The 14,023-nt window shown below is 61.9% G+C and carries 8 protein-coding genes; all 8 read left to right on the top strand.

Annotation, left to right across the window (positions count from 1 at the left end; genetic code table 11):
* Positions 1 to 2,415 (top strand): circularly permuted type 2 ATP-grasp protein, encoded by a 2,415-nt coding sequence (locus AC02Y0_RS02675; protein ID WP_476382213.1) that lies wholly within the window; start codon positions 1 to 3, stop codon positions 2,413 to 2,415.
* 4 nt (positions 2,416 to 2,419) lie between these two features.
* Entirely contained in the window at positions 2,420 to 3,301 is an 882-nt protein-coding gene (locus AC02Y0_RS02670) for a transglutaminase family protein (RefSeq protein ID WP_476382211.1), read from the top strand.
* A 92-nt stretch (positions 3,302 to 3,393) separates the two neighbouring features.
* On the top strand, positions 3,394 to 4,659 hold the full coding sequence (locus tag AC02Y0_RS02665; protein ID WP_476382209.1) for a vWA domain-containing protein: 1,266 nt from the start codon (positions 3,394 to 3,396) through the stop codon (positions 4,657 to 4,659).
* A 258-nt stretch (positions 4,660 to 4,917) separates the two neighbouring features.
* The gene (locus tag AC02Y0_RS02660) at positions 4,918 to 7,380 is read left to right on the top strand and encodes a glycogen/starch/alpha-glucan phosphorylase (protein ID WP_476382207.1); all 2,463 of its coding nucleotides are present in this window, start codon (positions 4,918 to 4,920) and stop codon (positions 7,378 to 7,380) included.
* A complete protein-coding gene (glgB, locus tag AC02Y0_RS02655; RefSeq protein ID WP_476382205.1) occupies positions 7,380 to 9,593 on the top strand; it encodes a 1,4-alpha-glucan branching protein GlgB in 2,214 nt (737 codons plus the stop codon). Before AC02Y0_RS02660 ends, glgB begins: the two co-directional genes overlap by 1 nt.
* A gap of 13 nt (positions 9,594 to 9,606) precedes the next feature.
* Positions 9,607 to 10,866, top strand: coding sequence for a glucose-1-phosphate adenylyltransferase (gene glgC / locus AC02Y0_RS02650; protein ID WP_102018417.1), 1,260 nt, complete (start codon positions 9,607 to 9,609; stop codon positions 10,864 to 10,866).
* 8 nt (positions 10,867 to 10,874) lie between these two features.
* The gene (glgA, locus tag AC02Y0_RS02645; protein ID WP_476382203.1) at positions 10,875 to 12,314 is read left to right on the top strand and encodes a glycogen synthase GlgA; all 1,440 of its coding nucleotides are present in this window, start codon (positions 10,875 to 10,877) and stop codon (positions 12,312 to 12,314) included.
* Positions 12,315 to 12,317: 3 nt separating this feature from the next.
* Positions 12,318 to 13,946: an alpha-D-glucose phosphate-specific phosphoglucomutase gene (locus AC02Y0_RS02640; protein ID WP_476382201.1), complete on the top strand. Its 1,629-nt coding sequence runs from the start codon at positions 12,318 to 12,320 to the stop codon at positions 13,944 to 13,946.
* Positions 13,947 to 14,023 lie beyond the last annotated feature (77 nt).

Below are 14,023 nucleotides of genomic sequence, written 5' to 3'. Positions count from 1 at the left end.
ATGGCACAGAAGACGGCAGCGGAGCTATCCCCGCCAGAGGCGCCGATGAGCGAGGCCCGCACGGCCGGCTATCGCGCGCTGGCGGGCGCCGCCGACGAGATGCTCGACAACAAGGGCAATGTCCGACCGGTCTGGCAGGCCTTGGTCTCGGCCATCGACACGATGCCGGAAAACGAACTGCACGAGCGTTTCGCCAGGGCTGATCGTTATCTGCGCGATGCCGGCGTCTTCTACCGGGCCTATGGTTCCGGCGGATCGAGCGAGCGCGCCTGGCCCTTCTCGCATATCCCGGTGATGATCTCCGAAGCCGAATGGCAGGTGCTGGCGGACGGCCTGGTCCAGCGCGCCGACCTGCTCGAAGCCGTCGTTGCCGACATCTATTCCGAAAACAAGTTGGTGCAGGAAGGTTTCCTGCCACCCCAGCTGATCGCCTCCAATCCCGAGTTCCTGCGCCCCCTCGTCGGCATTAAGCCTGCCGGCGGCCACTACCTGCATTTCTGTTCGTTCGAAATTGGCCGTGGCCCCGATGGCAACTGGTGGGTTTTGGCCGACCGTACGCAAGCCCCCTCTGGCGCCGGCTTTGCGCTGGAAAACCGCGTCGCGACCGCACGAGCCTTCTCCGACATCTATGCCGAGACGCATGTTCATAGGCTCGCCTCCTTTTTCGGCGCCTTCCGCAAGGCGCTGCAGGCGAGCACCCGCAGCAGTGATGAACGCATCGCCGTCTTGTCGCCCGGCCCCGCCAACGAGACCTATTTCGAACACGCCTATATCGCCCGCTATCTCGGCATCATGCTGCTCGAAGGCGAAGACCTGACCATCGTCAAAGGCAAGGTCATGGTCCGCACGGTCGCTGGCCTCAAACCCGTCAGCGTCCTCTGGCGCCGCCTGGATGCCGCCTTCGCCGATCCACTGGAGCTCGACCAGAACTCCTATATCGGCACGCCAGGGATGGTGCAGGCGCTGCGTAACGGTGCGGTCACCTTCGTCAATGCGCTGGGCTCCGGCATCCTGGAAACTCGCGCGCTTCTCGCCTTCATGCCCACTCTCTCGCGCCACCTGCTAGGCGAGGAACTGAAGCTTCCCTCGATCGCCACCTGGTGGTGCGGCCAGAAGGCCGAACGCGAGCATGTCGCCGCGCACCTCGACCGCATGGTCATCGGCTCCGCCTTCTCCCGCCTGCCCTTCTTCGACGATGGCGGGCGCTCGGTCATGGGCTCTCGCTACAAGGACCCGCAGGGCCGGACCACTGCCGAATGGTTGGAAACCGAAGTCGGAAATCTGGTGGGCCAGGAAGTCGTGACCCTGTCGACGACACCGGCGATCGTCGACGGCAAGCTGACGCCACGCCCGATGTCGTTGCGCGTCTTCGCCGCCCGCACGAAGAACGGCTGGCAGATCATGCCGGGCGGCTTCGCCCGCATCGGCAGCGGCTCCGACGTCTCCGCAATCGCCATGCAGGCAGGCGGCAGCGCCGCCGATGTCTGGATCGTCTCCGACAAGCCGGTCGACCGCACCTCGCTGCTACCCGCCGAGGAGACCTTCACCCGCAACATGCCGGGCAGCCTCCCGAGCCGCGCCGCCGACAATCTCTTCTGGCTGGGTCGATACATTGAACGCGCCGAAGGCGTGTTGCGTATCCTGCGCGCCTGGCATGCGCGCTATGCCGAAAGCGCCAATCCGGACCAGCCTCTGCTCGCCTTCGTCAGCGAGTACCTCTCCGACATCGACGTCGACACGAAATCGGGCGTGCCAGAGAGCCTGTTGCGCAACATCGACAGCGCCGTCTATTCGGCAAGCAACATTCGCGACCGCTTCTCGCCCGACGGCTGGCTGGCGCTGAACGACCTGTCGAAAACCGCCAAGCGCTTCCACGAGAAGGTCAAGCCCGGCGACGACGCGGCGCATGCCATGACCATCCTGTTGCGCAAGCTCGCGGGCTTCGCCGGTCTCGTGCATGAAAACATGTATCGCTTCACCGGCTGGCGCTTCCTCACCATTGGTCGCTTGCTGGAACGTGGCCTGCACATGACCCGCCTGCTCGGCCACATGACCGGCCCCGACGCCCCCGACGGCGCGCTCGACATGCTTCTGGAGATTGGCGACAACGTCATGACCCACCGCAGGCGCTACAACGTCTCGACGGCGCGGTTAACGGTCACCGACCTGCTCGCTCTCGATCCGCTCAACCCGCGCTCAATCCTCTTCCAGCTGAACGAGATCCGCATCGAGGTCGAGCAATTGCCGAACGCCATGGTCAACGGTCAAATGTCCAGCCTCTTCCGCGAGGCCATGCGCCTGCATTCGGGCCTGGCCGTGATGACGCCGGAAACCATGTCGGCCGAGGTCTACACCAATCTGGAACGGGAATTGGAAAAGCTCTCCGATATCCTTGCCCAGTCCTATTTGAGCTGACGCCATGCTCTATGACCTCTCGCTCCATATCGGCTATCGTTACGAAGTCCCGGCATCGGGCGCGCATCACATGCTGCGCCTTCTGCCGCTCTCCCTGCCCGATCGCCAGCGCCTCGTCGCCGGTGCGATCACCGTGTCGCCGGAGCCGGACGAGATCTCGACCTTCAGCGATTTCTTCCACCATCCCGCAAGCCACGCCATTCTCCGCGGTCCCCACGAGAAACTCGATATCCGCATGCAGGCCCGCGTCATGGTTCAGGCGCAGCCGATGACCGCCGACTTCTCGCCCCTGCTCGACCGGCTGCCGCAGGAAATCGGCGAGACCTGGTCACTGGACGCCGAGTCACCACATCATTTCATGGGCACCAGCCCCCGCCTGCCCCGCGACAAGGAAATTGCCACCTATGTGCGCAGCATGCTGAAGCCGAGCATGACCGTGCGCCAGATCGCCGAGACGCTCTGCAGCCGCATCTACAAGGACTTCAAATACGACGCCGAAGCGACCACTGTGGATTCGACGCCGGCAGAAGCCTTCGCCAAGAAGCGCGGCGTCTGCCAGGACTTCAGCCATGTGATGATCGTCGCCCTGCGCAGCCTCGGCATTCCTGCCGGCTATGTCAGCGGCTTCCTGCGCACCATTCCGCCACCGGGCAAGGAGCGCCTGGAAGGGGCAGACGCGATGCATGCCTGGGTCCGGGTCTGGTGCGGCAAGCTGAGCGGCTGGCTGGAGCTTGACCCGACCAACGACATCGCCGCCGGCACCGACCACATCGTCGTCGGCTATGGCCGTGACTATGCAGATGTGGCGCCTGTGATCGGTGTCCTGAAGAGTTACGGCAGTCATCAGACAGCGCAAGCGGTCGATGTCATCCCGGTCAAGCAGTAGAACCAGTTTCCATCGAATTTTAGCGACCGGATTAAACGGATCGCAATATGCTTGATCTACAACCATCCAAACGCTGCTTTTGGATGGACATGATGACTACGCCTCACAGCCCCAAGAAATCTTTGTTTTCCCGCCTCTGGCACGACCGCGCCGGCAACTTCGGCGTGATTACAGCGGTCATCCTGCCAGTGGCCGCCGCCACAGCCGGTGTCGCGCTGGACTTCAATCAGATGGTTCAGGTCCGGCTTGCTCTGCAGGATTCGGCCGACTCAGCGGTTCTCTCGGCGGCCAATGCTCTCGCGAAGAACAACAACATGTCGGACGAAGAAGTCCTCGACTTCGCCCGCAAATTCATGAAGGCGCAGTTCAACAACGCCGTCCCGCAAGCGGGAAATGACGAAGCCGATGTTCCAGCAGAAGAAGATCCGCTGGCTGGCGCTGTCGGCAACGTCGAGCGGGAACTGGGCGTGACCGGCAAAACTGTCGAAGTCACGCTGACGACGGAATACACGATGCCGACAAACGGCATGACCGCGCTCTTGGGCTGGAAGGAAGCGACTGTCGCCGTGACCGCGACTGCCCAGTCCACGCCAGAGAGCAAGGCCGCGCTATCGATGTACCTAGTCCTCGATCGTTCGGGCTCTATGGCCTTCACGACGGATTCGGTTGACACGGCCGTCTCCAGTTGCGTGAACTACAGCGCTGCCAACTGGGCCTACAAGGACGTACTACCCGGCAGGAACAACTACATCAATCCGTCCAACCCCTGCTATGTCAAGAAAATGGCAGCTTTGAAGGCGGCATCCGCAACCTTGCTGCAACAGCTCGTAACCGCTGATCCAAAGAGCGAGCGCTCGCGCGTCGGGGCTGTCTCTTACAATGACAGCACTCAGGCGGCATCGGGCATGGCCTGGGGGGTATCGACGGCGAGCACCTACATCAGCGCACTTCCGACCGTACCCACCGGCGGCACAGATGCCTCTGGCGGAATGAAGGCGGCCTTCGACGCGCTGAAGACTTCCGTGGCGACTGAGAAGACTGCTCATGCAGCCAAGGGCAACACCGGATTCGAGCGCTACATCGTGCTGATGACAGACGGCGAAATGACTGGCAACAGCTCAAACTGGAACTCGTCCATCGACAATCTGGTGCGCACGCGGTGCACCGAAGCCAAGAACGACGGCATCAAGATCTTCACCGTTGCCTTCATGGCGCCAACAAGAGGCAAATCGCTTCTTTCGGCATGCGCCTCGTCTCTGAACAACTATTATGAACCTCAGACCATGAGCGATCTCGTCAAGGCCTTCGAGGATATCGGTAAGGCTGCCGCCAAGGCCTCCACGCTCCTCACCAACTGAAACATCCAAAACGTTTTGGATTTTCCACGCAATTCGACCGCAGCCTCCATGGCTGCGGTCTTATCGTTTCTGCTCATGTCAAGATAAGACAGTCAGAACAGACACTTATTTCCGCCTCCCGGAATGGGAACAATTTTCCGCACGCCGCGTCCCGCCTGTTGCAACTGTCTCATTTCGATGCGTAAACTGGCATTCACGGAAGCGGCACCATCATCGCATCGGCGCCGCCCGGAGACACGAACAACGCCAGGCGGACCGATGATCAAGACTCCCCACAAAGTCGACCTTCCCCTTCCCAAGCGCGGTGTTTCCGATCCGGACGCCTTGGCCGCCGAGATCATGGACAAGCTGACCTACAGCATCGGCAAGGATGCCAAGGTCGCGACCCCGCATGACTGGTTGACGGCAACCATCCTCGTGGTCCGCGACCGCATCATCGACACCTGGATGGAATCCACCCGCAACACCTACATGAACAACGGCAAGCGGGTTTATTACCTATCGCTCGAGTTCCTGATCGGCCGTCTGCTGCGCGACGCCATGTCGAACCTCGGCCTGATCGACGACATCCGCCAGGCACTGTCTTCTCTCTCCGTAGAATTCGACGTGATCGCCGGCCTGGAGCCGGACGCAGCGCTGGGCAATGGTGGCCTTGGCCGTCTCGCCGCCTGCTTCATGGAGAGTATGGCAACCGTCAACATCCCGGCCTATGGCTACGGCATCCGCTATGTGCACGGCCTCTTCCGCCAGCAGATGGCGGACGGCTGGCAGGTCGAACTGCCGGAGAGCTGGCTTGCCCACGGCAACCCGTGGGAATTCGAACGCCGCGAAAGCTCCTATGAAGTCGGCTACGGCGGCACCGTCGAAACCGTCGACGGCCCGGACGGCGAACCCCGCTATGTCTGGAAACAGGGCGAGCGCGTCATCGCCACCGCCTATGACACGCCGGCTGTCGGCTGGCGTGGCGAACGCGTCAACACATTGCGCCTCTGGTCGGCCCAGCCGATCGACCCGATCCTGCTGGATGCCTTCAACGCCGGCGACCACATCGGCGCGCTCCGCGAGAGCAACAAGGCCGAATCGCTCACCCGCGTGCTCTATCCGGCCGATGCGACGCCTGCCGGCCAGGAACTTCGTCTGCGCCAGGAATTCTTCTTCTGCTCGGCGTCACTGCAGGACATCGTCCGCCGCCATCTGCAGCAGGGCAACACGCTCGCACAAATGCCGGAAAAGGTCGCGATCCAGCTCAACGACACCCACCCGGCTGTCTCGGTCGTCGAGCTCATGCGCCTGCTGGTCGACGTACACGGCATCGCCTTCGACGAGGCCTGGGAGATCTCCTCCAAGACCTTCTCCTACACCAACCACACCCTGCTTCCCGAAGCGCTGGAAAGCTGGCCGGTTCCGCTCTTCGAACGCCTCCTACCGCGCCACATGCAGCTCGTCTACGCGATCAATGCCAAGGTGCTGCTCGATGCCCGCAAGAAGCGCGGCTTCAACGACCATGAAATCCGCCAGATCTCGCTGATCGACGAAAGCGGCGACAGGCGCGTGCGCATGGGTAACCTTGCCTTCATGGGCTCCCATTCGATCAACGGTGTCTCTGCACTCCACACTGAGCTGATGAAGGAGACCGTCTTCTCCGATCTTCACAAGCTCTACCCGACGCGCATCAACAACAAGACCAACGGCATCACGCCGCGGCGCTGGCTGATGCAGTGCAATCCGGATCTCACCAACCTGATCAAGGAAGCGATCGGCCCGGAATTCCTCGACGACGCCACCAAGCTCAAGGGCCTCGACGCATTTGCAGACGATGCCGCCTTCCAGCATAAATTCGCGGCAGTGAAGTTCGGCAACAAGCAGAAGCTCGCAAGCCTCGTCGCCAGCCGCATGGGCATCAAGCTTGATCCGCATGCGATGTTCGACATCCAGATCAAGCGCATCCATGAATACAAGCGCCAGCTTCTCAACATCATCGAAACGGTCGCCCTCTTCGACCAGATCCGCTCGCATCCCGAGCGCGACTGGGTACCGCGCGTCAAGCTCTTCGCCGGCAAGGCAGCGCCGAGCTACCACAACGCCAAGCTGATCATCAAACTGGCCAATGACGTCGCCCGCGTCATCAACACGGATCCCTCTGTCCGTGGCCTGCTGAAGGTCGTCTTCATCCCGAACTACAATGTCTCGCTGGCCGAAGTCATGGTGCCGGCGGCAGACCTCTCCGAACAGATTTCGACCGCAGGCATGGAAGCCTCCGGAACCGGAAACATGAAGTTCGCGTTGAACGGTGCACTGACAATTGGAACGCTCGATGGTGCCAATGTCGAAATGCGCGATCATGTGGGCGAGGAGAACATTGTGATTTTTGGAATGACCGCAGACGAGGTCGGACGCGTGCGAGCGGATGGACATAATCCCCGCGCAGCAATCGACGCCTCGCGCGAACTGCAGCAAGCCCTCTCGTCGATCGCATCAGGCGTCTTCTCGCCAGATGATCGCGACCGCTATGCCGATCTGATGCAGGGCATCTACCAGCATGACTGGTTCATGGTCGCCGCCGATTTCGACGCCTATGCAAAGGCTCAGCGTCAGGTGGATGACATCTGGACCGACACTTCGGCCTGGTATTCCAAGACCATCCGCAACACGGCCCGCATGGGCTGGTTCTCGTCGGACCGCACCATCCGGCAGTACAACGCGGACATCTGGAGAGCTTGATGGCAAAATCACCGAAGAGGAGCGGTGACGTAGCGAAGCCGGACACACCGTCGGCAGCAGAAATCGAAGCGATCATTCAAGGCACCCACGGCGATCCCTTCGCCTTTCTAGGGGTCCATGAGGCAGGCACGGGCCACGTCGCCCGTTGCTTCATCCCGGGTGCCGAGACCGTGGTCGCCCATAATCTCGCAGGCGAACAGATCGGCGAACTTGCGCGTCTGCACGATGCCGGCTTCTTCTCCGGCTCGGTGAAGCTCGACGGCGTCCTGCCCGTGCGCTACCGCGCCACCCGGGGCGACGCCGAATGGACGGTGACTGACCCTTACAGCTTCTGGCCGATCCTCGGACCGATGGACGACTACTTCATCAAGGAAGGGTCGCACCTGCGCCTCTTCGACAAGATGGGCGCCCATCCGATCAAGCACCAGGGTGTCGACGGCTTCCATTTTGCCGTCTGGGCACCGAACGCCCGCCGTGTCTCCGTCGTCGGTGACTTCAACGATTGGGACGGCCGCCGCCACGTCATGCGGCTACGCCGCGACACCGGCATCTGGGAAATCTTTGCGCCTGATGTTCGCGCCGGTGCCACCTACAAATTCGAGATCGTCGGATCGCATGGTGACGTTCAGCCGCTAAAGGCCGACCCTTATGCACGTCGCGCCGAACTGCGCCCCAAGAACGCCTCCATGACCACGCCGGAACTGGAGCAGGTCTGGGACGACGAAGCGCATCGCAAGCATTGGTCGAGCATTGACCAGCGCCGCCAGCCGATCTCCATCTACGAGGTTCATGCCGGTTCATGGCAGCGTCGCGACGACGGCTCCATGCTGACCTGGGACGAAATGGCAGCGCGCCTGATCCCCTACTGCGTCGACATGGGCTTTACCCATATCGAATTCATGCCTGTGACCGAGCACCCCTATGACCCATCCTGGGGCTACCAGACGACGGGCCTTTACGCCCCGAGCGCCCGCTTTGGCGAGCCGGAAGGCTTTGCCCGCTTCGTCAATGGCTGCCACAAGGTCGGCCTCGGCGTCATCCTCGACTGGGTGCCCGCCCACTTTCCGACGGATGCACATGGGCTTCGCAACTTCGACGGCACGGCACTTTACGAACACGCCGACCCCCGCCAAGGCTTCCACCCTGACTGGAACACGGCGATCTACAATTTCGGCCGTCAGGAAGTCCTGTCTTACCTGATCAATAACGCGCTTTATTGGGCCGAGAAGTTCCATCTCGACGGTCTGCGCGTCGATGCCGTCGCCTCGATGCTGTACCTCGACTATTCGCGCAAGGAAGGCGAGTGGATCCCCAACGAATATGGTGGTCGTGAAAATCTGGAGGCGGTGCGCTTCCTCCAGCAGATGAACCACCATGTCTACGGCAGCCACCCAGGCATCATGACCATCGCCGAGGAAAGCACTTCGTGGCCCAAGGTCTCGCAGCCCGTCCACGAAGGCGGCCTGGGCTTCGGCTTCAAGTGGAACATGGGCTTCATGCACGACACCCTGAGCTATTTCGCCAGGGATCCGATCTACCGGAAGTACCATCATCAGGAGCTGACCTTCGGTCTGCTCTACGCCTTTTCGGAGAACTTCGTTCTGCCGATCAGCCATGATGAAGTCGTGCATGGCAAGGGTTCGATGATCGCCAAGATGCCGGGCGACGATTGGCAGAAATTCGCCAATCTCCGCGCCTATTACGGCATGATGTGGGGCCATCCCGGCAAGAAGCTCTTGTTCATGGGCCAGGAATTCGCCCAGTGGGGTGAATGGTCCGAAGAGCGTTCCCTCGACTGGAACCTGCTCGACTACGCCCCGCATGAAGGCATGCGCCGCCTCGTGCGCGATCTCAATTTCACCTATCGCTCGAAGGCAGCGCTGCATGCCCGTGATTGTGAGGGCGAGGGCTTCGAATGGCTCGTCGGCGACGACCAGGAAAACTCCGTTTTCGCCTGGCTGCGCAAGGCACCCGGCGAGAAGCCGATCGCCGTCATCTGCAACCTGACGCCGGCCTATCACGACAGGTACGAATTGAGCTTGCCTGCCGCCGGTCGTTGGCGTGAGATACTAAATACCGATGCCGAGATTTATGGCGGCAGCGGCAAGGGTAATGGTGGACGCGTGGAGGCGCATGCCACAGGAAGCGGATGGGCAAAGGCGGGCCTGACCCTTCCGCCGCTCGCCGTGATCATGTTGGAATTGGAACAGTAAGGGGAGGAATTACATGACCGAGAAAACGGCAAGAAGCCTGTCGCGCGATGCCATGGCCTATGTTTTGGCCGGCGGGCGCGGCAGCCGCCTGAAGGAATTGACGGACCGCCGGGCAAAGCCCGCCGTCTATTTCGGTGGCAAGGCACGCATTATTGACTTCGCCCTCTCCAACGCGCTCAATTCCGGTATTCGCCGTATCGGCGTCGCCACCCAGTACAAGGCGCATTCGCTAATCCGCCACCTGCAGCTCGGCTGGAACTTCTTCCGGCCGGAGCGCAATGAGAGCTTTGACATCCTCCCCGCCTCTCAGCGCGTGTCCGAGACCCAGTGGTACGAGGGCACGGCGGACGCCGTCTACCAGAACGCCGACATCATCGAATCCTACGCGCCGGAATACATGGTCATCCTCGCGGGCGACCACATCTACAAGATGGACTACGAGCTGATGCTGCAGCAGCACGTCACCTCGGGTGCAGATGTGACGATCGGCTGCCTGGAAGTGCCGCGCATGGAAGCCACGGGCTTCGGCGTCATGCATGTCGACGCGACAGACCGCATCATCGACTTCGTCGAAAAGCCCGCCGACCCTCCGGGCATTCCGGGCAATCCGGACCTCGCGCTCGCCTCCATGGGCATCTACGTCTTCCACACCAAGTTCCTGATGGAACTCCTGCGCCGAGACGCCGCCGATCCGGAATCCAGCCGCGACTTCGGCAAGGACATCATCCCTTACGTGGTGAAGAGCGGCAAGGCCGTCGCTCACCGCTTCGCTCAGTCCTGCGTCCGTTCCGACTTCGAGCGCGAGCCCTACTGGCGCGACGTCGGCACGATTGATGCATACTGGCAGGCCAATATCGACCTGACCGACATCGTTCCGGAACTGGATCTCTACGACAAGACCTGGCCGATCTGGACCTATTCGGAGATCACCCCGCCCGCCAAGTTCGTCCATGACGACGAAGGGCGCCGTGGCTCGGCCATCTCTTCGCTCGTCTCAGGCGACTGCATCATCTCCGGATCGTCGCTCTACAAGAGCCTGCTGTTTACCGGCGTGCGCGCCAATTCCTATTCCCGCCTTGAGGGCGCAGTGGTCTTGCCGAAGGTACAGGTTGGCCGTCATGCGCGTCTCACGAATGTCGTGATAGACCATGGCGTGGTGATCCCCGAAGGACTGATCGTCGGGGAAGATCCGGAAATGGATGCCAAGCGCTTCCGCCGCAGCGAAAACGGGATCTGCCTCATCACACAGGCGATGATCGACAAACTGGGTTAGCCAATTCGATGAAGGTCCTTTCGGTCGCCTCCGAACTTTATCCGCTGATCAAGACCGGGGGCCTCGCCGATGTCGCGGGCGCGCTGCCGATCGCGCTCGCCGCCCATGGCGTCGAGACGAAGACGCTCATTCCCGGCTATCCCGCCGTGATGAAGGCGATCAAGAAGCCGAAGAAGGTCCACGAATTCGAGGATATCCTCGACGAGCGGGCGACACTCCTTGAGGTGAAACACGAAGGCCTAGACCTCCTGATCCTCGATTGCCCGCCGCTCTACGAGCGCTCGGGCGGCCCCTATCTCGACACCCAGGGCCGCGACTATCCGGACAACTGGAAGCGTTTCGCGGTACTGTCCAAGGTCGGTGCGGAGATCGCGGCCGGGGCCGTTGCGGGTTTCAAGCCGGATCTCGTCCATGTGCATGACTGGCAGGCAGCTCTGGTGCCCGTTTACATGCGGTATTCCGAGGCGCCGGAGGTCCCGAGCCTCATCACCATCCACAACATCGCCTTCCAGGGCCAGTTCGGCGCGACGCTCTTTCCCTATCTCGGCCTGCCCACCCACGCCTGGCACGAGGCCCTCGAATATTACGGCACGATCAGCTACCTGAAGAGCGGGCTCCTGACATCCCATGCGCTGTCCACGGTCAGCCCCTCCTATGCAGAGGAAATCCTGACACCCGAATTCGGCATGGGCCTCGATGGCGTCATCGCCAGCCGCGCCTCCGACCTCTATGGCATCGTCAACGGCATCGATGCCGATGTCTGGAACCCGGCCAGCGATCCGCTCCTGCCGTCGGGCTATTCGGCCACGACGCTCAAGAAGCGAGCCGGCAACCGCGCAGCCCTCGTCGAACGCTTCGGGTTGGATGGTGACGACGGCCCGATCTTCTGCGTGATCTCCCGCCTCACCTGGCAGAAGGGCCTAGACCTCCTGCCTGAGGTCATCGACGAGATCCTCGCAGCAGGCGGCAGACTGGCAATCCTCGGGTCCGGCGAAAGCGGCATCGAAGCGACGTTGCAGGGGGCGGCAGCCCACAACCGCGGGCGCATCGGCATGGTGCTGGGATATGACGAGAAACTCTCCCACCTGATGCAGGCCGGATCGGACATCATCCTTGTGCCCTCGCGCTTCGAGCCCTGTGGTCTGACCCAGCTCTACGCCCTGCGCTATGGCTGCGTGCCACTCGTCGCCCGCACCGGCGGCCTTGCCGATACCATCATCGACGCCAATGAAGCGGCTCTTGCCGCGGGTGTCGCGACCGGCATCCAGTTTGCCCCGGTGACATCAGAAGCCCTGCGTCGCGCCATCCGCCGCACGCTTCGCCTCTACAGTGACCAGCGTCTCTGGTCGCAACTGCAGAAGCAGGGCATGAAGTCCGACGTCTCCTGGGATAGGAGTGGCGCGACCTATGCCGATCTTTATCAACGCCTCGTCTCGAAAGGCCAGTAATCGATGATCTCGACCGTCTCCACGAAACCCTATGCGGATCAGAAACCGGGCACATCCGGCCTACGCAAGAAGGTTCCGGTCTTCCAGCAGGAAAACTATGCGGAGAACTTCATCCAGGCGATCTTCGACAGCCTGGAAGGCTTTGAAGGTCAGACGCTGGTGATCGGCGGCGACGGCCGCTATTACAACCGTGAAGTCATCCAGGTGGCGCTGAAAATGGCCGCCGCCAATGGCTTCGGCAAGGTGATGGTCGGCAAGGGCGGCATCTTGTCGACGCCGGCCGCCTCGCATGTCATCCGCAAATACCATGCCTTTGGCGGCATCGTACTCTCTGCCAGCCACAACCCCGGCGGCCCGACCGAAGACTTCGGCATCAAGTACAATATCGGCAATGGCGGCCCGGCACCGGAAAAGATCACCGACGCGATCTTTGACAGAACCCGTACCATAGACAGTTACAAGATCGCTGACGTCGCCGATATTGATCTAGACACCGTCGGCAGCTTCGACCTTGCTGGCATGACCGTCGAGGTCATCGACCCGGTCACCGACTATGCCGACCTGATGGAAACCCTCTTCGATTTCCCCGCCATCCGCTCGCTGATCTCTGGCGGCTTCCGCGTGGTGATCGATAGCATGAGCGCCGTCACCGGCCCTTATGCCGTCGAGATCCTCGAAAAGCGCCTCGGCGCGCCCGCAGGCTCCGTGCGCAACGAAGTCCCCCTGCCCGACTTCGGCCACCACCACCCGGACCCGAACCTCGTCCACGCCAAGACCCTCTATGACGACGTCATGAGCGCCGACGGCCCGGACTTTGGCGCAGCCTCCGACGGCGACGGCGACCGCAACATGGTCGTCGGCAAGGGCATGTTCGTCACGCCCTCCGACAGCCTCGCCATGATCGCCGCCAACGCCACCTGTGCCCCCGGCTACAAGAACGGCATCGCTGGCATCGCCCGCTCCATGCCAACAAGTGCTGCCGCCGACCGCGTCGCTGAAAAACTCGGCATCGGCATGTACGAGACCCCGACCGGCTGGAAGTTCTTCGGCAACCTGATGGATGCCGGCAAGGTCACCGTCTGCGGCGAAGAAAGCTTCGGCACCGGCTCCGACCACGTGCGCGAGAAGGACGGCCTCTGGGCAGTACTGTTCTGGCTCAACATCGTTGCCGCCCGCAAACAGAGCGTGAAGCAGATCGTCGAAGCCCATTGGGCCGAATATGGCCGCAACTACTATTCCCGCCACGACTATGAAGGCGTGGACACCGACAACGCCAACGCTTTGGTGGCAGCGCTCCGCGCCAAGCTCGACAGCCTGCCGGGTACCCAGATCAACGGCCTGACCGTCAGCGCCGCCGAAGACTTCGCCTATCACGACCCGATCGACCACTCCGTCTCGAAGAACCAGGGCATCCGCATCCTCTTCGAGGGCGGCAGCCGCATCGTCTTCCGCCTCTCCGGCACCGGCACCTCGGGCGCGACGCTGCGCCTGTACGTGGAACGTTACGAACCAGACGCCAGCCGCCACGGCATCGAGACCCAAGCGGCCCTAGCCGACCTGATCGCGGCAGCCGAGGAAGTGGCCGAGATCAAGCGCTACACCGGCATGAACGAGCCGACGGTCATCACCTGATCCGATTGAGACCTTCCCTCGCGCATCGAGCCCCGGCGTCTTCGACACCGGGGTTTTTCTTTGCCAGCGGCATGACC

It is taken from the genome of Allorhizobium sp. nf9_anc (assembly GCF_056323085.1).
This window is presented reverse-complemented; position numbering and strand designations above follow the sequence as displayed.

Coding starts and splice junctions, on each gene's coding strand:
- AC02Y0_RS02640 (WP_476382201.1), top strand. CDS start 12,318: ATGATCTCGACCGTCTCCACGAAACCCTATGCGGATCAGAAACCGGGC.
- AC02Y0_RS02660 (WP_476382207.1), top strand. CDS start 4,918: ATGATCAAGACTCCCCACAAAGTCGACCTTCCCCTTCCCAAGCGCGGT.
- glgA (WP_476382203.1), top strand. CDS start 10,875: ATGAAGGTCCTTTCGGTCGCCTCCGAACTTTATCCGCTGATCAAGACC.
- AC02Y0_RS02665 (WP_476382209.1), top strand. CDS start 3,394: ATGACTACGCCTCACAGCCCCAAGAAATCTTTGTTTTCCCGCCTCTGG.
- glgB (WP_476382205.1), top strand. CDS start 7,380: ATGGCAAAATCACCGAAGAGGAGCGGTGACGTAGCGAAGCCGGACACA.
- AC02Y0_RS02670 (WP_476382211.1), top strand. CDS start 2,420: ATGCTCTATGACCTCTCGCTCCATATCGGCTATCGTTACGAAGTCCCG.
- AC02Y0_RS02675 (WP_476382213.1), top strand. CDS start 1: ATGGCACAGAAGACGGCAGCGGAGCTATCCCCGCCAGAGGCGCCGATG.
- glgC (WP_102018417.1), top strand. CDS start 9,607: ATGACCGAGAAAACGGCAAGAAGCCTGTCGCGCGATGCCATGGCCTAT.